Here is a 21400-nt window from a genome sequence, read left to right on the forward strand (position 1 = left end):
GCTTCCTGGAGCGGGGGCGCGAGGCCCCCGTCGGTTCACGTGCGGGTGATGGTCACGCCGCCTTCCACGAACAGGGTCGTACCGGTGACGAAGCTCGCGGCATCGGACGCCAGGTACAGCGCCGACTGGGCGATCTCCTCCGGGCGCGCCATGCGCTTGAGCGCGTGGATGCTCTCGACGAAGGCCTTCTGCTCTGCCGTGGAGGCGGCTGCGCGGCCCATCTCGGTGTCGGTGCCCCCCGGCAGCAGCACGTTGACGCGCAGGCCCTGGGCGCCGTACTCCGCCGCCAGGGTGCGGGTCAGGCCGACCAGGCCGGCCTTGCTCGCCGCGTAGGCGGCCATGCCGGGGAAGCCGACACTGTGGCCGACGAAGGAGGAGGTGAAGATCAGCGAGCCGCCGGGGCGCTTGAGCAGCTCGGGGATCTGGTGGCGCGCGCAGAGGAAGGCGCTGGTCAGGTTGGTGTCGATCGTGTCGTGCCAGCCTTCGACGCTGATATCGGTCACCGCGCCCAGCGCGCCCATGGAGCCGGCGTTGTTGAAGGCGATGTCCAGGCCGCCGAAGCGGCTCACCGCCAGGGCCACGGCTTCACGCATGCAGTGCTCGTCCTTGACGTCGCCGGCCAGGGCCACGGCCACGCCGCCGGCGGCGGTGATCTCGTTCACCAGCCGTTCCAGGGCCTCGCCCCGGCGTGCCACGGCCACCACCTTGGCGCCCTCCTTCGCGAAGAGCTTCGCGGCCTCGAAGCCGATGCCGGAGCTGGCCCCGGTCACGATCGCGGTCTTGTTCGCCAGAATACTCATGTCTCACCTCGTTCCTTGTTGGGTTGTCCCGTGTTTCACGCCTGCTTGGCGGATTCGAACAGCCTGATCAGGCCGTCCAGGTTCTTGCCGAAGGGCGCCTCGCCCTCCTCCACCTTCTCGGCGTATTGCCAGAAGTCGGTGCTGAACATCATTCCGTAGTCGCGCGCCTCGCTGACCGCCTTGAGCTGCACGATCGGGTTGTTGCGCGCGCCACGGACGCCCGGGAGGATCGGCCGGGCGATGGATTCGAAGTAGTCCTTCAGGGTCACTTCGGGGGTGTCCGGGGTCCACACCAGCCACATCATCACGGTCTTGTCGGAGATGTTGAGGAAGCCGTGGATGTGGTTGCGCCGGCCGAAGACCATGGCGCCCTTCTTCATGGGGATCATGCGGATGGTGTCGCGCCCGGAGACGTCCGGCGGGTTGTCCATGTCGGTGTAGGTGCGCGTGCCCATGAGCATCACCACGCCGCCGTCGGGGGCGTAGAACCACTCGTCCGTGCGGGTGTGCACGTGCAGCGGCGGGCCCGAGCCCGGGGGGATCTCCACCTTGGCCATCAGGTAGCGGCCACGGGTGGTCTCGCCGGTCTTGACGAAGCGGATGGAGGCGCCTTCCGGCTCGCCGTTGACCACTTGCGGGTCGGGGTCGTCCTCGATCAGGGCGAAGGCCGCTGCGTTCTCCTCGGCATCCTCGGCGTAGTCGGATTGCAGGTCCTGCTCCAGCACCGCGCCGACCTCGAAGCCGGCTTCCAGTGAACTCATACATCCTCCTTGCGGGTCGTCGACCCGGTCGTTGATCTAGCCAACCGCACCCAGGACGCCAACCAGCGCCTGGCCTTCCTTCGGGTGCACGGCGCAGCCGTGTCCCACCAGTTTTTCCAGTACTGCGCCGGCGTCTTCCGGCACCTCGTCGCCACGCCAGCCGATGTGCTGGTCAGGACGCACCAGCAACAGGGCGACCCGGTAGCAATCACGTGCACCAGCCGGCAGCTCCACCACCATCAACGGGATGCCCCGGGCCGCGGCGGCCTCGCGCAGGCGCTCCACCGAGGGCGCATCGGGCCCGACCCGGAGCAGGGTGAAGCCCACGCCGAGCAGGTCGAAGACCGAGCGCCGCGTGCCGTCGCCGGCGGGCAGCCACAGGTGCGGCAGGCGCCCGCCGGGCACGGTGCTGGGCCGGTAGTGCAGCGGGTCGTCCTCCGGTGGCTGGCCCTGTTGCCAGACGATGGGGGAGGCGTCGTAACGGGCCCCGAGTTCGACGCCGATGGAGGTGAACTGCCCACGGAAGCCACGCAGCGACACACCGAGCTGCGCGCGCGCCCGGTCGCCCTCGGTGCCGCGGGCCTCGACGGCCGCCGGCACCTCCACCTTGCCCACGCGCTGGGTGAGCTGGCGCGCGGCTTCGGTGTTGCGCAGGGTGACCGGGCGCCGCTCCAGCTCGTAGGACGCCAGCAGCCCTTCCCCGGCCCAGCCCTGTACGGCGGCGGCCAGCTTCCAGGCGAGGTTGGCGGCGCCGTCGATGCCGGTGTTCATGCCGAAGCCGCCGGTGGGCGAGAACAGGTGCGTGGCGTCGCCGGCGAGGAACACGCGGCGGTCGGAGAAGCGCTCGGCCACCAGGGCCAGGCCGCCATGCCACACGGCGTGGGCCAGCACCTCGACCTCGACGTCGGCACCGACGCCCTGGCGGATGGCGGCGATCACCCGGTCGTCCTGGGGCATCTCGTCATGGGAGCGCGCCTGGGTCATGAGCAGGAACTCGTCCTCGCCATCCAGGCTGATCAGCAGCATGCGCGCGTCGGGCGCCACCACGTTGTACATCCAGGCCTTGCGGTCGGGGAGGATGTCGCGGTGCAGCGCTGGGACACGCACATGGCTGGAGAACATGCGCCCGCAGAGGAAGCCGCCGCTGGAGCCGTCCGGCCCCAGGTAGCCGATGCCGAGGGTGCGGCGGACGAAGCTCTGCCCGCCGTCGCAACCCACCAGGTAGTCGGCGTGCCAGTGCTCCAGGGCTTCGCCGCTGGCGCTCTCCACGGCGATCAGGCGCACGCCGTCGGCGTCCTGCTCGAAGCCGCTGACCCGCCAGCCGAAGCGCAGCTGGATATTGGGCCGGGTGCGGATGTGTTCGAGGAGGAAGCGCTCGACGTACATCTGGTTGGCCCGCAGCAGCGGCTCGGGCACCTGGTCGGTGTCCTCGGCGGCGCGCGCCGCCGCCATGCGTTCGCGCTCGGAGGGCATATCCAGGCGCGCAAGTTCCCAGGCATTGAGGCGGGTGAAGTAGGCGACGTCGCGCGGGTGGTCCAGGGGCAGGCCGAGGCGGCGGATGGCCTCCGCCAGGCCCAGGCGCCGGTAGTGCTCCATGGTGCGCGAGTTGTGGGTGTTGCCCTTGGGGTGCCAGCGGGTGTTGCGCTCGCTGTTGAACAGCACCACGGGCACGCCGTGGTGGTCCAGCAACAGCGCGAGCATCATCCCCACGGGGCCACCGCCGACGATGGCCACGGCGGCGTGCTGGGTCTTCTGGCCTGTGCTCACGATGAGCCTCCGTCGCTGCCGGTCAGGCGCCTGCGGATGCGTGCGCACCCGGCAGGAGCTGGAGGATGTCGTAGCGCGGTGCGCCCGCGCCCTGGCCGGTCACCGAGGCGACCAGGCGCGAGCCGTAGCCGTGTTCGGCGAGCATCGCCTCCAGTGCGCCGCCATCGCCCTGGCTGCTGAAGCCCATGAGCAGCATGCCGCCTTCGGCCAGATGCTCGGGGGCCTCGTCGAGGAAGCGCTTGTGGGCGGCGTAACCCGGGTCGCAGAAGGCGAGCATGATGGCCTTGTCGAAGACGTGTTCGGCCTCGACGAAGACGAAGTTGGAGTTCCAGAAGATGACGTCGAAACGCTCGCCCGGCTCCAGTACCTCGAACAGGTCGCCCTGGCGGATCGACATCTTCCCGGTCACGCCATGGCGCGCGGCATTGGCGCGGGTGTTGCGCACGGCCGCCTCGCTGATGTCGCTGGCCACCACCTCGCGGCAGCCCTCCAGGGCGGCGGTGACGGCGGTGACGCCGGCGCCGCAGCCGATCTCCAGCAGGCGCCCGCCCCGGGGGTAGGGCAGGTGGCGGGTGAAGATGCCGGTGGACTGGAAGTGGGTCGGCGGGAATACGCCGTCATGCACCGCGAAACGGCGGCCCATGCATTCGTACTCCGTCTGCCCTTCGGCTTCGGCGGCGGCGAGGCGCTGGCGGACCGACGCCAGTGCGCCGGTCTCGTAGGTTGCTTGGGTCATGCTGGGATTCCTTGTGTGGTGGCGGGCCTGCAGCTCAGAGCCCGTGTCCGGCGGTGGCGAGCTGGCGATGGGCGGGGCGCAGCAGGTGCTGCACCTGCTGCCCTCCCTCCCCGGCCAGCAGGGCCTGGGCGACGCTGCGCAGGTGGCGCTTGAGCACCTTGCCGGTGGCGCCTACGGGCAGGAACGCCAGGTCGCTGACCACGGCGACGGCGATGAAGCCTTCCGCCACCAGCGCCCCACGCGACGCTGCGGCCTCGTGCAGGGTGCGCAGCACCCGGGCGGCGATGGCCGATGCGTCGGTCGCGCCGCGTTCGGGCAGCACCAGGGCGAGCAGGCCGACGCCGCCGCTGCGGGCCGGGTCGACACCGACCACGGTGACATCGCATACGCCCTCCACCTGCTGCGCCGCTTCCTCCAGCTGGAGGGTGTGCAGGGCACCGGCGGGCGAGTCGATGACGTCCACCGCGCGGTCGATCTGGAAGAACTCGCCGTCCTTGCAGAAGGCGATGTCGCCGGTGAGGAAGTAGCCGCCGCGCCAGGCGTCGACGGTCTTCTGCGGCTGCTTCCAGTAGCCGGAGGTGACGGTGGGCGAGCGCACGGCGAGCAGGCCGACCTCACCCGGCTGCACCTCGTCGCCGCTGAGCGGGTCGAGCACCTTGGCCACGGCGATGTCCACCGGGCGGCCGATGCAGCGCTGCGCGGCGACGGCACCGAGGCTGGACTCGCTGCGGAACAGCGCCATGCCCAGCTCGGAGCTGCCGAAGGCGTCGATGAAGCGCGACTGCGGCGCGCCTTCGAGGATCCGGCGGATGTGGCTCTGGTGCGAGGCGTCGCCCATGGCGAACCAGCGGCGCACGGTGGGGAACTCGTCATGGGCGATGCCACCCTCGACCAGCAGCACGTAGCTGCGCGGGAACGCAGCGACCGTGGTGGGTGCGAAACGCTGGATGGCGTCGCGCAGCGCCTGGCCCTGCTGGGTGCCGAGGACGAAGGTGGGAATGCCGTGGAGGATGGCGGTTTCCAGGTGGCTGATGGCCGCCGAGTGGGATTGCGGCAGGGCGCTGAGGAAGCGCTCGTCCGGGCCCTCGGCGAAGCGTCCGATACGGGCGCGCTTGCCCATGAAGAACTGCCGGTGTTCGAAGCGCACCGCCTTGGGCAGGCCGGTGGTGCCGGAGGTGTGGCTGAGCATCACCAGGGTGGAATCCTCCGGCTCCAGCGGCCACCAGGCGGGCATGCGCGGTGCCGGGTCGAGGGCCGTGCGGGTGACATCCAGCACCGGGCGGCCGGCGTCGCGCCACTGCCGGGCGAAGTCACTGGCCACCAGGGTGGCGGTGTCGGTCACCAGCCGCTCGAAGCCGTTCTCGTCCATGTAGGCGATGCCGAACTCCGCGGGCATCGCCGGGTTCATCAGCGAGATCGCCGCGCCCAGGCTGGTCAGCGCCAGGTAGTGCAGCAGCGGGGAGAGGCCGTCCTCGACCGTGACCGCGACGACGTCGCCGGGCTTCACGCCCTGTTCCAGGTACCAGGCGGCCAGGGCCATGCGGTGGTGCTGCAGGTCATTGAGCGCGAGGGCGCCGATCGGCGTGCCGCGCAGCAGGGTCAACGGCTTGTCCAGGTACAGGAAGGGTTCGTCGGGCGTGGTGCTCAGCGCCAGGCAGCGATCGAGGAAGTTGCCACTGCCGAGCGAGGCATCGCCGCGCAGCGTCTGCAGGGCCTCCGCACTCATCAGGGTGCTGGCGGCACCGAGGGGCTGGGCGCTGGGGCCCTGGGCCAGCTCGGTGAGCATGGCCATGCGCAGGTGCACCATCTCCTCGCCGATGGCGATGACGCGGGCGCGCAGGTAGGGACGCTCGACGAGCATGCGGTCGATGATCTCGCGCATGACGATGGCGTGGTCCTCGTCTTCCTCGATGTGCAGGACGAAGAAGTGCTCGGCCTCGCGCGGGGCGTTGTGGCTGCGCAGGGCGTCGAGCACCGGGCCGTAGATCAGCGGGACTATGGCTTCGGCGCCGAGGCACAGGGCTGCCAGGCCGTCGATCGGGTCGCTGCTGCGGCAGTGGCGGAACATGCCGTCGATCAGCTGGCGGGTGCCGGGCAGCAGGGGGCGGCTGCGCGGCGGGGCCGACATCAGGTCCATGGAGCGGCGGTACAGCTCGGCGTGGGAGATGTCGACGCTGTCGCCGCCGGACAGTTCCTCGGTGAGGTTGCAGGACAGCGACTTGAACTCGCCCTGGTCGGCGATGCTGCCCATCAGCGCGCAGAGGTAGCGGGTGAAGTACTGGGAGTAGTAGTGGTGCTGGATGAGGAAGTGGCGCACCTGGTCGAGGCTGACCGCGCCGTTGCGGCAGGCCACGAGGAAGGGGTTGGCGTTGAGCCGGCTCAGCAGCCCCTCGGGGAAGAGGTCCTTCCACAGCGGCGAGAGCACGTATTCGTTGCGGGCACCGGTGGGCGCCGCGTTGTCGTCGAGGTAATCCATTGACCTTTCACCCTGGGTTGACCGCTTGTGGCGGTCGCGTGGAGTTGAGTTCCGTTCACACGGCGCGACTGAGGTATTCCGTCTCGCCCTTGATGCAGTCCGCCAGGCGCCTCAGCAGTTCGAGGGGGCGCGGGTGCTGGAAGACGTTGCGCCCGACGCACAGGCCGGCGGCGCCGCTGGCGAGGATGGAGCGGGTCAGCCCCAGCAGGCGTTCGTCTTCGGTGCGTTCGCCACCGGCGAAGAAGATGCGGATGTCGCGGCAGTGGGTTTCCACCAGCTCGGTGCAGTCGCTGGCGGATTCGGGCATGGCCAGCTTCACCGCGTCCGATCCGAGCTCGGCCACCACCCGTACCAGGTGGCTGAGGCGCTTCTGCCGGTCCGAGGCAGAGAGGCCCCGCGCCTTGTCGTAGAGCATGGTGAGGATGGGGAAGCCGGCACTGTGGGCGGCGTCGGTCATGGCACCGAGCAGGGCGACGTTGTGCTGGAAGTTGTCCTCGGTGAAGTTGATCTGGATCGACACCGCATCGGCACCCAGCTCCAGCGCCGTGTCGATGCTCGACACCATGATCTTGGTGTCGGGCTCGGGGGCGATGCTGGCCATGCCGTTGAGGTGCAGGATCACCCCGGTGGAGGGGTGCAGCATGTCGCGCAGGATCAGCCGCTCGATCAGGCCCTTGTGGCCGATCACCGCGCTGATGTGGTCGCTGGCGATCCATTTTTCGAAATCGGCGGTCTGGGTCATGCCGGCGATGGGCCCGAGGGTCAGGCCGTGGTCGATGGGCACGATCAATCCGCGCCGCGAGGACGGGAACAGCAGGCGCCGCTCCCTCAGTACTCTGCTGACGTAGCTCATGGCGCGCCCCTATTTCTCGATGATCGATTCGTTGATCTTGATGCCGACGTGGCGGCCGGGCTCGGTGACGTAGCCGAGGACCTTGTCGCCGGGCTTGAGCTCGGAGATGTTCAGCGGCTTGGCGGAGTCGGAGAAGATGCGCACGTGCCAGTCGTCCTGCATGAGGACGTTGACCCGCTCCTTGCCGGGGAACTCGACCTCGATCAGGCGCAGCGGGCGCTGCTCGATCTTCATCCGGCCGACGGCGGCGCGGCGCACGCGGCCCTTGGAGTTGACGATCATGATCGGCGAGCCGGCCTTCAGCTCGCTCATGTAGTCGGTGCGGTTGTCGGTGTTGAACACGTAGGAGTGCACGGCGCCGGCGTTGACGCGGAACGGGCGCAGCTCCATGTAGGGCAGGAAGTAGACCTCGGGGCAGCACAGCACACCGCCCTGGGAGGTGCTGCCGACCAGCATGCCCTCATCGGGCTCGAACAGGGTGGAGGCGTCGATGCAGGCGCGGTAGCCCATGCCCACCGGGCGGCTTTCGATCACGGTGCCGACCTGGATGTCGAGGTTGGCGTAGCTCTGCGCCTGGGACATGCGGGCGAGGAACTCGCTCATCACGCCGTGATCGCGCGGGGAGAAGATCACCCCTTCGGCGCCGTATTCCATCACCCCGTAGGAGACGATCGCGTCGTCGACGTCGGTCGGTGCCTTGATCTCCTTCATCAGCACGGTGGAAGTGGATTGCAGCGAGGCGATGACCAGCTCAAGGGGGATGTTGGTGGGGTCGCGGAAGAGGATCCACAGGTAGTTGAAGCGCAAACCCTGGTCGATGGAGGCCAGCAGGCTGTCGCGGTCGTCGACGTAGCTGGTGAAGCAGGTGAGCAGGCCGTCGCGGCCCAGGTCGGCCAGGACCTCGGCATCGTTGTAGGCGACGGAGCGGTTGCGGGCGGCGGCGCCTTTCTTGAATTCCTCGAACTGCGGGCTTTCGCGGAAGGCCTTGATCTCGGCCGCGTTGCGCAGGCGCAGCACGGCATGCATGCGCGAGGGGACGGCGGGGAGCAGTTCGGCGAGGTTGTCCATGTAGAGGACGATGCCGGTGTAGAGGGAGTTGATGACACGGACGAAGATGCCGTCGTCGGGGCGGCGCTTGGCCAGCTGGGCGCTGTCGAACCAGACCAGCTGGCTGTCGTTGGCGGTGCGCTTGTTCTCGCCGTTGCTGCGGATGTTGGCGAGTCGCACCGACGTTCGCTTGGATACCGTTTCGGGGGTCTCGAAGGCCTGGTCGGCGGCGTCCTCGCGGATCACCGGGACCTCCTTGCCTTTCACCCCTGCGCTTGCGTTGCTCATGTTCCCTCCAGGCTGCGAGCCATTCCATTCAGGTTGGTCATGTAGAGGCATCCAGAAACCCGCGACGCAGAGCATCTGCATCGCACTACCAGGGTCGGGAGGTCCTCTCCCGCTGGAGCCTTTCTCGTGCACCCGGCGCGGTAGTGCGTCTGGGTAACCGTGCGGAAAGCCGGCGGGGACGAACGGTTCGTAACCGCCTGCTTTTGCGTGGAGCGGAGTCTTTCCCAGGGGCAGTGGCGAGGAAAGACCATGTGGGCGCTGGGGTATTCGCTGAGGGGGATCGGCCGCAGGCAGACACAGGAGGTCCGTCCGTAGACCCGGCCGGGGCGGGCGGAAAACCGGGAAACGGGTCGCGGGACGGGCGGACAGCCAGTCCCGTGGAGTCGGACGCCAGACCCAAAAAGAATGCACCGACCTGCGACATCACGCCGCAGGCACAAGCGAGGCACGCGACCTCGGGACCCTGAAGGTCTGGAGCCAGTGCGCACAGGTAGAAGGGGGGAGCGGAAACGAAAAAGCCCACCTCGATGGGTGGGCTTCTCGTGGAAGCGGGTGGCCTGCTGACTACCGCGCATTCCTGAATATGGTGGGTCGTGTAGGACTCGAACCTACGACCAATTGGTTAAAAGCCAACTGCTCTACCGACTGAGCTAACGACCCATATGTAAGGAGTGGTCGGGGTAGAGAGATTCGAACTCCCGACATCCTGCTCCCAAAGCAGGCGCGCTACCGGACTGCGCTATACCCCGTTTGGAAGTTGGCTCCGCGACCTGGACTCGAACCAGGGACCCAATGATTAACAGTCATTTGCTCTACCGACTGAGCTATCGCGGAACTTCAGCTTTCCAATCTCATCCGCTGCAAACCGTGGTTCGCTGCATCTGAGGCGCGCCATTTTACGTTTCCAGAACGAGCTGTCAACCCCTGAAAAGCGAATTTATACAATGCTTTGCAGTTGCCGGGCCGGCTGCTATATCTGCCTTTCCCAGATCACTTACAGGACCCGCCGGCCAAACGGCCCCGGCAGGACAGTCCATGAGCACCCAGGACACCCCTCCTCCACCCCGCCCTCCAGCCATTCTCGCCAGTCGTGGCATCCAGCCGCGCTTTGGCGATCTGGTGCAGAGCTGCCGCAAGCTGGTGATGAATCGCCTGGCCGAGCACCTGACCGGCGTTTTCGCCCAGGTCGACGACACCCTGTTCGAATGTGCCGAGAAGGCCGAGAACAACCAGGTCCAGACGCTGTTCTTCGACAGCATGCGTGACGTGCGCAAGCAACGGCCGCAGATAGAACGTGCCTACCACCAGCGGATCGCCCAGCGGTTCGCCGAGTTCCTCGACGGCACCTTCAAGCCGGAGACGGCTGCCGAACTGGACGCCGATCACCTGGAGCTGGTGCAGAACGAGGTCTATGAAGAAAGCCTGCTGGTCACCAACATGGTCAGCCGGGTCAAGGCCCGCTGCGCGCAGTCGCTGTTCGCCCTCGACCAGCGCCTGGGCCTGCTCAACAACGGCAAGAAGCTCGGCGAGGACAGCAACCCTTTCGGCCCGCAGGCGATCGCCCAGGCGTTTCGCGATGCCCTGGAACCCACGCCTTTCCCGCTGCGGATCAAGACCATCCTCTACATGCTCTTCGACCAGCATGTGATGCAGAGCCTGGACACGCTTTATGACGCGCTCAACAAGCGTCTTGTAGAAGCCGGCGTGCTGCCCAACCTCAAGTACAGCGCCCAGCGCGCCCAGGGCGTCACCCGCAGCACGCCGGTGGACGGCCAGAGCGCAGCCACCCGCAGCAGCCAGAGCGCACCGACCGCGCCGCTGCCACCACCGCCGACCGACCTCGGTGCACCTCCGCCCCTGGACCCGGGCGCCCTGTTCAGTGGCCTGGCCGTACTGCTGGAGGAGCACCGTCAGCGCAACCTCGATACGCCGCTGCTCGGCGGCACCCCCAGCATCGCCAGCTACGCGCCGCGGGGCGCCACGCGCACCTACAGCGCGGCGGAGTTGCTGGAAGCGCTCAACCGCCTGCAGCAGCAGTCGGCCCACGAACTCGCCTCGCGCCTGCAGCAGCCGCAGCGGGTCGACGGGCTCAAGGCCGACCTGCAAGAGCAACTGGAAACCCACAGCAGCCTCCCGGGGCAGCAGAAGCTCTCGGACCAGGAAGCGGATGTCATCGACCTGGTGGGCATGCTCTTCGACTTCATCCTCGACGACGACAACCTGCCGGACAGCTGCAAGACCGCCCTTTCCCACCTGCACACGCCTTATCTGAAGGTGGCGCTGCAGGACAAGGCGCTGTTCACCCAGCACCACCACCCCGCCCGACGCCTGCTCAACACCATGGCCCAGGCCGGCGTGCTCTATGGCGGCGAAGGCGAGGAGCGCGGGCTGCTGGCGAAGATGCAGTGGGTGGTCGAGCGGATCATCCACGGCTTCATCGGCGACCTGCAGCTGTTCGACAGCCTGCTGGAGGAGTTCAACGAATACGTCGCCACCCTGCGCCACAAGGTGGAACTGCGCGAGCGCCGCGCAGTGGAAGCGGCCAAGGGTCGCGACAAGCTGCTCAGCGCCCGCCAGCAGGCGGTCGACGCCATCGCCCGGGTGCTGGCCGGGCGCGAGCCGCCGAGCATCATCCGCAACTTCCTCGAACAGACCTGGAGCGACGTGCTGGTCTTCGTCCTCCTGCGCCACGGCGACCGTGGCCCGGAATGGCAGCGCTCGCGGGAAGTGGCCGAGCAACTGGCCTGGAGCGGCACGCCACTGGATGCCAAGGGCCGCGAGCGCCTGCAGGGCCTGCGCGTGGCGCTGCTGGAGGACCTGCGCAAGGGCCTGGAGCTGCTCGGTGGCTACCACGAGGACGGCATCCGCCGCCTGTTGCAGGACCTGGTTGCCTGCCAGCACGCCGTGCAGGGCCAGCAGCCGCAACTGGCAGCCCAGATCAACCCGGACCTGCCCAAGAGCCCGCTCAGCGAGATGCTCGGCGAGGACGCCGGCCTGCTGGCCCCGACGCGCCCGTCGGGCCTGTCGCCTCGTGCCCAGTTGCTGGTCAAGGAGCTGGAGAGCCTGGAGTTCAACACCTGGTTCGAATTCGTCGAGGAGGGCCAGGGGCGCAAGCTCAAGCTCTCCTGGTACAGCCCGACCACGCGCAACTACATGTTCGTCGACCACAGCGGCCAGCGCGTCGCCATCAAGCCCATCACGCTGCTGGCCAGCGAGATGGAACAGGGGCTGGCCCGCATCATCGCCCCGGAACACAACGCACCGCTGGTGGACCGTGCGCTGGGCGCCATCTACCGCGTCCTGCAGCGCTTCACCGGCCGCAGTGCCGAGCCGAGCTAAGGAGTCCCCATGGAAGACCGCCGACATCACAGCCGCCACGCCACGGAACTCCAACTGGAGGTCTACGACCTGCATACCGCCCAGCGCCTGGGCCGGGTGGTGGACCTTTCCGCAGACGGGTTCATGCTGTTCAGCGAATCGCCGCTGGCCAGCGACTCGGTATGGGAATGCCGCATCGTCTCGGTCACGCCGGTGGAAGGCGTCACCGAGGTGCGCCTGGGCGCCGACTGCCTGTGGAGCCGCCCCGGTGCCGATGGGCAGCACAGCTGGGCCGGCTTCCACATCATCGACCTGGCGGAAGACCAGGCGGCCGCCCTGGAGGTGCTGCTGCGGCACATCTGATTCCCGCTCCAATGAAAAAGCCCCGCGATGCGGGGCTTTTCTTTACCGGCTCCTGGGTCAGTCGAAGACGATCTCCTCGCCTTCCACCTTGGCGTTGATGGCGATGCCCGGGGCGAACTTGCCGGCCAGGATCAGTTGCGCCAGGGGGTTCTCGATCCAGCGCTGGATGGCGCGCTTGAGCGGGCGAGCACCGTAGACCGGGTCGTAGCCGACGGCGATCAGCTTGTCCATCGCCTCGCTGGAAAGCTCCAGGTTCAGTTCCCGCTCGGCCAGGCGCTTGCGCAGGCGCTGCAGCTGGATCTCGGCAATGCCGGCGATCTGCTCGCGGGCCAGCGGCTCGAACACCACCACCTCGTCGATGCGGTTGATGAACTCGGGACGGAAGTGGTTGCCCACCGCATCCATCACCGCCGCGCGTTGGGCCTCGCGATCCCCCACCAGCTCCTGGATCTGCGCGGAGCCGAGGTTGGAGGTCATCACCACCACGGTGTTGCGGAAATCCACGGTACGCCCGTGGCTGTCGGTGAGGCGACCATCCTCCAACACCTGCAGGAGGATGTTGAAGACGTCCGGGTGGGCTTTCTCCACTTCGTCCAGCAGCACCACCGAGTAGGGTTTGCGGCGCACGGCCTCGGTCAGGTAGCCGCCCTCCTCGTAGCCGACGTAGCCGGGCGGCGCGCCGATGAGCCGGGCCACGGAGTGCTTCTCCATGAACTCGGACATGTCGATGCGCACCAGCGCCTCCTCGGTGTCGAAGAGGAACTCGGCCAGCGCCTTGCACAGCTCGGTCTTGCCGACGCCGGTCGGGCCGAGGAAGAGGAAGGAGCCGCTGGGCCGGTTCGGATCGGACAGCCCCGCACGCGAGCGGCGCACGGCATTGGATACGGCGACGACCGCCTCGTCCTGGCCGATCAGGCGCTTGTGCAGCACGGATTCCATCTTCAGCAGCTTCTCGCGCTCGCCTTCGAGCATCTTCGATACCGGGATGCCGGTCCACTTGGACACGACCTCGGCGATCTCCTCGTCGGTGACCTTGTTGCGCAGCAGCTGGTTCTCGGTCTTGCCGTGCTGGTCGACCATCTGCAGGCTGCGTTCGAGGTCGGGGATGATGCCGTACTGCAATTCGGCCATGCGCTGCAGGTCACCCTTGCGACGGGCGGCCTCCATGTCCAGACGGGCCTGTTCGATCTTCTGCTGGATCTGCGCCGAGCCCTGTACCTCGGCCTTCTCGGACTTCCAGATCTCCTCCAGATCGGCGTACTCGCGTTCCAGGCGGGCGATATCGTCCTTGAGCTTTTCGAGGCGCTTGAGGGCGGCGTCGTCGTCCTCCTTCTTCAGGGCCTCCTGCTCGATCTTCAGCTGGATCAGGCGGCGTTCCAGGCGGTCCAGGGCTTCGGGCTTGGAGTCGATCTCCATGCGGATGCGGCTCGCGGCCTCGTCGATCAGGTCGATGGCCTTGTCCGGCAGCTGGCGGTCGGTGATGTAGCGGTGCGACAGCTTGGCGGCGGCGACGATGGCGCCGTCGGTGATGGTCACGCCGTGGTGCACCTCGTAGCGCTCCTTGAGGCCTCGGAGGATGGCGATGGTGTCTTCCTCGCTGGGCTCGTCCACCAGGACCTTCTGGAAGCGGCGCTCGAGGGCGGCGTCCTTCTCGATGTACTGGCGGTATTCGTCCAGGGTGGTGGCGCCGACGCAGTGCAGCTCACCACGGGACAGCGCGGGCTTGAGCATGTTGCCGGCGTCCATCGCGCCCTCGGCCTTGCCGGCGCCGACCATGGTGTGCAGTTCGTCGATGAACAGGATGATGCGGCCTTCCTGCTTGGACAGCTCGTTGAGCACCGCCTTGAGGCGCTCCTCGAACTCGCCGCGGAACTTGGCGCCGGCGATCAGCGCGCCCATGTCCAGGGACAGCAGGCGCTTGTCCTTGAGGCCATCCGGCACCTCGCCATTGACGATGCGCTGGGCCAGGCCCTCGGCAATGGCGGTCTTGCCGACGCCGGGCTCGCCGATCAGCACGGGGTTGTTCTTGGTGCGGCGTTGCAGGACCTGGATGGTGCGACGGATCTCGTCGTCACGGCCGATCACCGGGTCGAGCTTGCCGTCCTCGGCGCGCTTGGTCAGGTCGACGGTGTACTTGTCCAGCGCCTGGCGGGATTCCTCGACATTGGGGTCGTTGACCGCCTGGCCACCGCGCAGGTTGGCGATGGCGTTCTCCAGCGCCTTGCGGGTCACGCCCTGGCCGAGCAGCAGCTTGCCGAGCTTGGTGTTCTCGTCCATGGCGGCGAGCAGCACGAGTTCGCTGGAGATGAACTGGTCACCCTTCTGCTGGGACAGGCGGTCGGCCTGGTTGAGCAGGCGCGCCAGGTCCTGGGACAGGTTCACGTCGCCGGTGGGGTTCTGGATCTTCGGCAACCCGTCCAGCTCCTTGGTCAGGGCGCTTCGCAGGGCAGCGATGTCGAAGCCCACCTGCATCAGCAGGGGCTTGATGGAGCCGCCCTGCTGGTCGAGCAGGGCGAGTATCAGGTGAAACGGTTCGATGGCCGGGTGATCGTGGCCCACGGCCTGGGACTGGGCATCGGATAGCGCCAGTTGCAGCTTGCTGGTCAAACGGTCGATTCGCATGAGGGCAGTCCTTCCTTTAAAGAGCGGGCTGGAGCGATGAAGGCCCCGAAGACGAGAAGCCCGCCGAGATGCAGTCTAGATAAGGACGATTCTGGGCGATTCAAGCCGGCGGACCTTGACTCGGGTCAGTCCGCGACGGCCGGCGGCGGGGAAATACGCCGGGGTGGGTCAGTCGGCGAGCCAGACGAGGCTGGCGAAACGGCCGGTGCGGGAGGCGCGGCGGTAGGAGAAGAAACGCGGGTCGCTGACGGTGCACAGGCCACCGCCGTAGACGGCGGTCACGCCACGCGCGGCCAGGCGGAGGCGCGCCAGGGCATAGATGTCGGCGATCAGCCGGCCTTCATTGTGGCTGGGTCGGAAAGCGGCTGCGGCCTGTGGATGCTGGGCGACGAAGGTGTCGCGCACTTCCGGGCCGACCTCGAAGGCGTCGACGCCGATGGCCGGTCCAAGCCAGACCAGTACCTGGTCCGCCGGGCGGTCGAGGGCATCCAGGGTCGCCTCGAGCACGCCGTTGGCCAACCCGCGCCAACCGGCATGGGCTGCGGCGACACGGGAGCCGGCGCGGTCGCAGAACAGGGCGGGCAGGCAATCGGCGGTCATCACCAGGCTGGCGATACCGGGCGTCGAACTCCAGCTGGCGTCGGCCACCTCGACACGCGAAGGATCGGCCTCGACCACGCGCACGCCGTGCACCTGGCTGAGCCAGGCGGGCTGGCAGCCGAGGGCGCTGACCAGCCGTGCGCGGTTGTGCGCCACGGCGGCGGGATCATCGTCGACGTGATCGCCGAGATTGAAACTGTCGAAGGGTGCCTGGCTGCAACCGCCGGCACGGGTGGTGACGCGGGCACGGACCCGCGCGGGGGCGGGCCAGTCGGGCGTCAGCCAGTCATCCATCAGGTGAAGGACTCGTGGTCCTGGCGCAACAGGGTCAGCAGCCAGACCATGTCGTCAGGCAGCGGCGATTCCCACTTCATGCGCGCGCCGGTCACCGGATGATCGAGTTCGAGGAAGCGGGCATGCAGGGCCTGGCGGGGGAAGTCCTTGAGGGTCTGGACCAGCGTGGGGCTGGCGGCCGGCGGGATGCGGAAGCGCCCCCCGTAGACGGGGTCGCCCACCAGCGGGAAGTTCACGTAGGACATGTGCACGCGGATCTGGTGCGTGCGGCCGGTTTCCAGCTTGACCCGTGCATGGGTGTGCGAGCGGAACCGCTCCAGCACGCGATAGTGGCTGACCGCAGGCTTGCCGCCGGCCACCACGCCCATGCGCTGGCGCTGCTGCGAACTGCGACCGATGGGAGCATCGACCTTGCCGCCAGCGGTGATCACGCCGACCACGATGGCCTCGTAGATGCGGCTGACGGTGCGGGCCTGGAGCTGCGCCACCAGCTTGGTGTGCGCTTCCAGGGTCTTGGCCACGACCATCAGGCCGGTGGTGTCCTTGTCCAGGCGATGCACGATGCCGGCACGCGGCACGTTGGCCAGGTCCGGAACATGGTGCAGCAGGGCGTTCAGCAAGGTGCCATCGGCATGCCCCGCAGCGGGGTGGACAACCAGCCCGGCAGGCTTGTCCAGCACCAGCAGTTGGTCGTCTTCGAAGACGATGTTCAGCGCGATGTCCTGAGCCACCCACTCGCCCTGGGATTCCTGCTCGGCATTGAGCTCCAGCAAGGAACCACCATGGACGGTGTCGCGCGGGCGCAGCACCTGGCCGTCGACCGTGAGCAGCCCGTCCTTTATCCAGGCGGACAGGCGCGAACGCGAATGCTCGTCGAAGAGCTGTGCAGCGACCTGATCGAGGCGTTGCCCGCCCAGTTCGGACGGCACCTCGGCGCTGAGTTGGATGACCTGCTTGATAATTGGGGACATGCTCGAAAACGGCGGGGGCGCAGCCTTTGGTTTCGGCCACGCGCTTGTGGTTAAATACGGCGTCTTTGTCCTGGGGGAGCCCAGGGCGCCCATCATAACAGGACGGCTCCGCCCAAGACAGCCAGCCGTCACAGGGACGCAAGCCGCTATGCAAGTGAAACACCTGCTGCTGATCGCCATTCTCGCCCTTACCGCCGCCTGCTCCTCCAAAGAAGTGGTGGACGAGAACCTGAGCGAGTCCGAGCTGTACCAGCAGGCTCAGGCCGACCTGGACAACAAGAGCTATACCAGCGCCGTATCCAAGCTCAAGGCCCTCGAGTCCCGCTATCCGTTCGGTCGTTATGCCGAGCAAGCCCAACTGGAACTGATCTACGCCTACTACAAGAACGTCGAGCCCGAGGCCGCCAAGTCCGCCGCCGAGCGTTTCATCCGCCTGCATCCGCAGCACGCCAACGTCGACTACGCCTATTACCTGAAGGGCCTGGCCTCCTTCGACCAGGACCGTGGCCTGCTCGCCCGCTTCCTGCCGCTGGACATGACCAAGCGCGACCCGGGTGCGGCCCGCGACTCCTACAACGAGTTCGCCCAGCTGACCACTCGCTACCCCCACAGCCGCTACGCGCCCGACGCCAAGCAGCGCATGATCTACCTGCGCAACCTGCTGGCCGCCTATGAAATCCATGTCGCCCACTACTACCTGACCCGCCAGGCCTACGTCGCCGCCGCCAACCGTGGTCGCTATGTGGTGGAGAACTTCCAGGAAACCCCGTCCGTCGGTGACGGCCTGGCCGTGATGGTCGAGGCCTACCAGCGCCTGAGCCTGAACGACCTGGCTGCAACCAGCCTGGAAACCCTGAAGCTCAACTACCCCGACCACCCGAACCTGGTCGATGGCCAGTTCGTGCCGCGCGAGGAAGAGGCCGACAACCGCTCCTGGCTGGCCAAGGCGACCCTCGGGCTGATCGAGAGCGAGCCGCCGCTGCCCCCGGGCGAGACCCGCGCCAACCAGGACGTGATCAAGCAGTACGAAGACGCCCAGGAAGAAATCCCGGATGAGCTCAAACCCGAGAACCAGCAGGAAGTGCAGGAAGAACAGCACGAAGCGGAAGCCAACAGCAGCGGCGACCGCTCCTGGTTCAGCTACATGACCTTCGGCGTTTTCGACTGAGAACGACCACGGCGATCGAAGAAGAGGCCTGCGGGCCTCTTTTTTTGTCCCGATGAAAGTGCCCCTCCCGCTCCAGGCATCGCCAGGGGACCTGACGCACAGCTCTCAGCCTCCCCGCTGTGCGCGGGCCACCGGCTTGGCTAAACTGCGCTCCTTTCAATGACAAGTGAGCTCGCCGGGATGATCCGCCTGCTGTTCTGGATTGTTGTGATCTTCGCCGCTGTCTGGGTCTGGCGCCGGATGAAGGCACCACCAGCCCCGCGCCCGCAGAAACCCACGGACGAGGCTGCCAGCCCGATGGTGCGATGCAGCCAGTGCGGCGTGCATGTGCCGCAGGCCCATGCGCTGGCCAATGGCGAGCGCTGGTACTGCAGCCGCGCCCACCTGGAACAGGACACCACCAGCGGTGAGCGGTGAGTCGACGGTCCTGGGCGGGCAGCCGGCGCGGCGCATCTTCCGCCTCTACAACCTCTACCGGCTGATCATCGGCCTCGCACTGGTCGGGCTGATCTCCAGCGAGCTGGACAGCGAACTGCTCGACCTCGCCCGTGCGCAACTGTTCCGCAACGCCTGCTGGTTCTACCTGCTGCTGAACATCCTGATCGCCCTGATGGTCCGCCATCCGAAACACATGCTGCAGGTGTTCAGCCTGGCACTCGTGGACGTGATCCTGCTGTCCTGCCTGTTCTATGCGGCCGGCGGTACGCCCAGCGGCATCGGCAACCTGGTGATAGTCGCGGTGGCCATCGCCAACATCCTGCTCCGGGGCCGGGTCGGCCTGCTGATCGCCGCCGTCGCCACCATCGGCATGATCTACCTGACCTTCTACCTCAGCCTCAGCCGCCCGGAAGTCGCCAACCAGTACGTACAGGCCGGTGCGCTCGGCGCCCTCTGCTTCGCCGCCGCCCTCTTCGTCCAGGGCATCAGCAAACGCCTGCAACTGAGCGAGACCCTGGCGGAAAAGCGCGCCGCCGACGTCGCCAACCTCGAGGCACTCAACGCCCTGATCCTGCAACGGATGCGCACCGGCATCCTGGTGCTCGACGCGCAACACCGCGTGCTCCTGGCCAACCAGGGCGCCCAGACCCTGCTGGGCCGCGATGACCTCGCCGGGCGCATCATCGACCCGCAGAGCCCGGAACTGGTCAAGCGCCTCCAGCAATGGATGGACAACCCGGCCCTGCGTCCGCAGAGCCTGCAGGCCACGCCCGAAGGCCCGGTGCTGCAACCCAGTTTCGTACCGCTGCAACGGGGCGAGCAACGCGACACCCTGATCTTCCTCGAAGACATCTCGCAGATCGCCCAGCAGGCGCAACAGCTCAAGCTCGCCTCCCTCGGCCGCCTGACCGCCGGCATCGCCCATGAGATACGCAACCCCCTGGGCGCCATCAGCCATGCGGCCCAGCTGCTGCAGGAATCGGAAGAGCTGACCGGGCCAGACCGACGCCTGGCGCAGATCATCCAGGACCAGTCGAGACGCATGAACCTGGTGATCGAGAACGTCCTGCAGCTGTCACGCCGCCGCCAGTCGGAACCCCAGCTGCTCGACCTGAAGTACTGGCTGCACCGTTTCGCCAGCGAATTCCGCAACGCATCCGGCCCCGGCCAGACGCTGCACATCGAGACCAACAGCGGCACCATCCAGACCCGCATGGACCCGCACCAGCTGACCCAGGTACTGACCAACCTGGTACAGAACGGTCTGCGCTACAGTTTTCAGAAGAACAAGGTCGGACAGGTCTGGCTTCGCCTATTCCGTGATCCGGAAAGCGACCTGCCCATCCTGGAGATCATGGATGATGGAGCCGGGGTGCCGCCCGAGCAGGTGCAGCACATCTTCGAACCCTTCTACACGACTGAAAGCAAGGGTACCGGGCTCGGCCTGTACATCTCGCGCGAGCTGTGCGAGAGCAACCAGGCCCGCCTCGACTACCGCCCACGCGAAACCGGCGGCAGCTGTTTTCGCATTACCTTTGCCCACCCGCGCAAATTGAGCTGACCATGACCAGACAGAGAGCACTCATCGTCGACGACGAGCCCGATATCCGCGAGCTGCTGGAGATCACCCTCGGCCGTATGAAGCTGGATACCCGCAGCGCCCGCAACGTCAAGGAAGCCCGTGAACTCCTCGCCGCCGAACCCTTCGACCTGTGCCTGACCGACATGCGCCTGCCGGACGGCACCGGCCTCGACCTCGTGCAGCACATCCAGCAGCGCCATCCGCAGGTCCCGGTGGCGATGATCACCGCCTATGGCAGCCTGGACACCGCCGTCAACGCACTGAAGGCCGGCGCTTTCGACTTCCTCACCAAGCCGGTGGACCTCGGCCGGCTTCGCGAGCTGGTCGCCGCGGCCCTGCGCCTGCGCACCAGCGGCAGCGGCGACACGCCGATGGACAACCGCCTGCTCGGCGACTCACCGCCGATGAAGGCACTGCGCAACCAGATCCAGAAGCTCGCGCGCAGCCAGGCCCCCGTCTACATCAGCGGTGAGTCCGGCAGCGGCAAGGAACTGGTGGCGCGCATGATCCACGAGCAGGGCCCGCGCCACGAAGACCCCTTCGTACCGGTCAACTGCGGCGCCATCCCCTCGGAACTGATGGAAAGCGAGTTCTTCGGCCACAAGAAAGGCAGCTTCACCGGCGCCATCGAAGACAAGATCGGCCTGTTCCAGGCAGCCCATGGCGGCACCCTGTTCCTGGACGAAGTGGCAGACCTGCCCCTGCCCATGCAGGTGAAACTGCTGCGTGCCATCCAGGAAAAGGCCATACGCACCATAGGCGGCCAGCAGGAAGTGGTGGTGGACGTGCGCATTCTCAGCGCCACCCACAAGGACCTGGCTGCCGAAGTGGCGGCCGGGCGCTTCCGCCAGGACCTCTACTACCGCCTGAACGTCATCGAACTCAGCGTCCCCCCGCTGCGCGAGCGCCGCGAGGACATCCCGCAACTGGCCGATGTGATGCTCAAGCGCCTGGCTGCGGACAGCGCTGCGGCCAGCATCACCCGCGATGCCATGGAAAAGCTCAAGAGCTATCGCTTCCCCGGCAACGTCCGCGAGCTGGAAAACATGCTCGAGCGGGCCTACACGCTGTGCGACAACGACCAGATCCAGCCGGAGGACCTGCGCCTGGCCGACGCGCCCGCACCGTCGGAAAGCGGCGAGGCCGACCTGGCGCATGTCAGCAACCTCGAGGATTACCTGGAAGAGATCGAGCGCAAGCTCATCATGCAGGCCCTGGAGGAAACCCGCTGGAACCGCACCGCCGCAGCCCAGCGCCTGGGCCTGACCTTCCGCTCGATGCGCTACCGCCTGAAGAAACTGGGGATCGACTGATCC

Annotated in this window: 16 protein-coding genes and 3 tRNA genes; 6 read left to right on the forward strand and 13 right to left on the reverse strand. The window is 67.3% G+C overall.

Going from position 1 to position 21400, the window contains the following annotated elements:
- Positions 1–35 precede the first annotated feature (35 nt).
- The 10 genes from ACYJSS_RS14915 to ACYJSS_RS14960 form a co-directional block, all read right to left on the reverse strand.
- On the reverse strand, positions 36–800 hold the full coding sequence (locus ACYJSS_RS14915; RefSeq protein WP_111259771.1) for an SDR family oxidoreductase: 765 nt from the start codon (positions 798–800) through the stop codon (positions 36–38).
- 35 nt (positions 801–835) lie between these two features.
- Positions 836–1561 (reverse strand): cupin domain-containing protein, encoded by a 726-nt coding sequence (locus ACYJSS_RS14920; RefSeq protein ID WP_236204755.1) that lies wholly within the window; start codon positions 1559–1561, stop codon positions 836–838.
- 36 nt (positions 1562–1597) lie between these two features.
- Positions 1598–3328: an FAD-dependent monooxygenase gene (locus ACYJSS_RS14925; protein WP_236204756.1), complete on the reverse strand. Its 1731-nt coding sequence runs from the start codon at positions 3326–3328 to the stop codon at positions 1598–1600.
- A 22-nt stretch (positions 3329–3350) separates the two neighbouring features.
- Entirely contained in the window at positions 3351–4064 is a 714-nt protein-coding gene (locus tag ACYJSS_RS14930; RefSeq protein WP_236204757.1) for a methyltransferase, read from the reverse strand.
- Positions 4065–4098: 34 nt separating this feature from the next.
- Positions 4099–6540 (reverse strand): AMP-binding protein, encoded by a 2442-nt coding sequence (locus ACYJSS_RS14935; protein WP_236204758.1) that lies wholly within the window; start codon positions 6538–6540, stop codon positions 4099–4101.
- Positions 6541–6595: 55 nt separating this feature from the next.
- Complete coding sequence (locus ACYJSS_RS14940) at positions 6596–7393, reverse strand: class I fructose-bisphosphate aldolase (protein WP_236204759.1); 798 nt, start codon at positions 7391–7393, stop codon at positions 6596–6598.
- A gap of 9 nt (positions 7394–7402) precedes the next feature.
- Positions 7403–8728, reverse strand: a complete 1326-nt coding sequence (locus tag ACYJSS_RS14945) for a 3-dehydroquinate synthase II (RefSeq protein ID WP_111259765.1) — start codon at positions 8726–8728, stop codon at positions 7403–7405.
- A gap of 584 nt (positions 8729–9312) precedes the next feature.
- Positions 9313–9388, reverse strand: a tRNA-Lys gene (locus ACYJSS_RS14950).
- Positions 9389–9400: 12 nt separating this feature from the next.
- Positions 9401–9477 (reverse strand) — tRNA-Pro (locus tag ACYJSS_RS14955).
- Positions 9478–9486: 9 nt separating this feature from the next.
- Positions 9487–9562, reverse strand: a tRNA-Asn gene (locus ACYJSS_RS14960).
- 201 nt (positions 9563–9763) lie between these two features.
- Between ACYJSS_RS14960 and ACYJSS_RS14965 the strand changes: the two genes are divergently transcribed.
- Together ACYJSS_RS14965 and ACYJSS_RS14970 are read left to right on the forward strand one after the other, a co-directional pair.
- Positions 9764–12067 carry a DUF1631 domain-containing protein gene (locus tag ACYJSS_RS14965; RefSeq protein WP_236204760.1) on the forward strand — a complete coding sequence of 768 codons (2304 nt, stop codon included), beginning with the start codon at positions 9764–9766 and terminating at the stop codon, positions 12065–12067.
- Between the two features lie 9 nt (positions 12068–12076).
- Complete coding sequence (locus ACYJSS_RS14970; RefSeq protein WP_111259763.1) at positions 12077–12409, forward strand: PilZ domain-containing protein; 333 nt, start codon at positions 12077–12079, stop codon at positions 12407–12409.
- Positions 12410–12466: 57 nt separating this feature from the next.
- On the opposite strand, the gene clpB is transcribed toward ACYJSS_RS14970, so the two are convergent.
- From clpB to rluD, 3 genes are all read right to left on the reverse strand, one after another.
- The gene (gene clpB / locus ACYJSS_RS14975) at positions 12467–15031 is read right to left on the reverse strand and encodes an ATP-dependent chaperone ClpB (RefSeq protein ID WP_111259762.1); all 2565 of its coding nucleotides are present in this window, start codon (positions 15029–15031) and stop codon (positions 12467–12469) included.
- Between the two features lie 168 nt (positions 15032–15199).
- Entirely contained in the window at positions 15200–15925 is a 726-nt protein-coding gene (pgeF, locus tag ACYJSS_RS14980) for a peptidoglycan editing factor PgeF (RefSeq protein ID WP_111259761.1), read from the reverse strand.
- The gene (gene rluD / locus ACYJSS_RS14985) at positions 15925–16896 is read right to left on the reverse strand and encodes a 23S rRNA pseudouridine(1911/1915/1917) synthase RluD (RefSeq protein WP_373874029.1); all 972 of its coding nucleotides are present in this window, start codon (positions 16894–16896) and stop codon (positions 15925–15927) included. Before rluD ends, pgeF begins: the two co-directional genes overlap by 1 nt.
- A 148-nt stretch (positions 16897–17044) precedes the next feature.
- Here rluD and ACYJSS_RS14990 point away from each other — a divergent pair, with 148 nt between their 5' ends.
- The 4 genes from ACYJSS_RS14990 (at position 17045) to ACYJSS_RS15005 (ending at position 21397) form a co-directional block, all read left to right on the forward strand.
- On the forward strand, positions 17045–18064 hold the full coding sequence (locus ACYJSS_RS14990) for an outer membrane protein assembly factor BamD (RefSeq protein ID WP_111259759.1): 1020 nt from the start codon (positions 17045–17047) through the stop codon (positions 18062–18064).
- 180 nt (positions 18065–18244) lie between these two features.
- The gene (locus ACYJSS_RS14995; RefSeq protein WP_111259758.1) at positions 18245–18481 is read left to right on the forward strand and encodes a PP0621 family protein; all 237 of its coding nucleotides are present in this window, start codon (positions 18245–18247) and stop codon (positions 18479–18481) included.
- The gene (locus ACYJSS_RS15000) at positions 18471–20063 is read left to right on the forward strand and encodes a sensor histidine kinase (protein ID WP_236204761.1); all 1593 of its coding nucleotides are present in this window, start codon (positions 18471–18473) and stop codon (positions 20061–20063) included. The genes ACYJSS_RS14995 and ACYJSS_RS15000 overlap by 11 nt, the downstream gene beginning before the upstream one ends.
- Before the next feature lie 2 nt (positions 20064–20065).
- Positions 20066–21397 carry a sigma-54-dependent transcriptional regulator gene (locus ACYJSS_RS15005; protein WP_111259756.1) on the forward strand — a complete coding sequence of 444 codons (1332 nt, stop codon included), beginning with the start codon at positions 20066–20068 and terminating at the stop codon, positions 21395–21397.
- Positions 21398–21400 lie beyond the last annotated feature (3 nt).

The organism is Pseudomonas sp. No.21, assembly GCF_054558415.1.

Bases quoted from the DNA above. Each gene is read 5' to 3' on its own strand.
- ACYJSS_RS14915 (WP_111259771.1), bottom strand. From the start codon at position 800: ATGAGTATTCTGGCGAACAAGACCGCGATCGTGACCGGGGCCAGCTCC.
- ACYJSS_RS14920 (WP_236204755.1), bottom strand. From the start codon at position 1,561: ATGAGTTCACTGGAAGCCGGCTTCGAGGTCGGCGCGGTGCTGGAGCAG.
- ACYJSS_RS14930 (WP_236204757.1), bottom strand. From the start codon at position 4,064: ATGACCCAAGCAACCTACGAGACCGGCGCACTGGCGTCGGTCCGCCAG.
- ACYJSS_RS14935 (WP_236204758.1), bottom strand. From the start codon at position 6,540: ATGGATTACCTCGACGACAACGCGGCGCCCACCGGTGCCCGCAACGAA.
- ACYJSS_RS14940 (WP_236204759.1), bottom strand. From the start codon at position 7,393: ATGAGCTACGTCAGCAGAGTACTGAGGGAGCGGCGCCTGCTGTTCCCG.
- ACYJSS_RS14945 (WP_111259765.1), bottom strand. From the start codon at position 8,728: ATGAGCAACGCAAGCGCAGGGGTGAAAGGCAAGGAGGTCCCGGTGATC.
- ACYJSS_RS14965 (WP_236204760.1), top strand. From the start codon at position 9,764: ATGAGCACCCAGGACACCCCTCCTCCACCCCGCCCTCCAGCCATTCTC.
- ACYJSS_RS14970 (WP_111259763.1), top strand. From the start codon at position 12,077: ATGGAAGACCGCCGACATCACAGCCGCCACGCCACGGAACTCCAACTG.
- clpB (WP_111259762.1), bottom strand. From the start codon at position 15,031: ATGCGAATCGACCGTTTGACCAGCAAGCTGCAACTGGCGCTATCCGAT.
- pgeF (WP_111259761.1), bottom strand. From the start codon at position 15,925: ATGGATGACTGGCTGACGCCCGACTGGCCCGCCCCCGCGCGGGTCCGT.
- rluD (WP_373874029.1), bottom strand. From the start codon at position 16,896: ATGTCCCCAATTATCAAGCAGGTCATCCAACTCAGCGCCGAGGTGCCG.
- ACYJSS_RS14990 (WP_111259759.1), top strand. From the start codon at position 17,045: ATGCAAGTGAAACACCTGCTGCTGATCGCCATTCTCGCCCTTACCGCC.
- ACYJSS_RS14995 (WP_111259758.1), top strand. From the start codon at position 18,245: ATGATCCGCCTGCTGTTCTGGATTGTTGTGATCTTCGCCGCTGTCTGG.
- ACYJSS_RS15005 (WP_111259756.1), top strand. From the start codon at position 20,066: ATGACCAGACAGAGAGCACTCATCGTCGACGACGAGCCCGATATCCGC.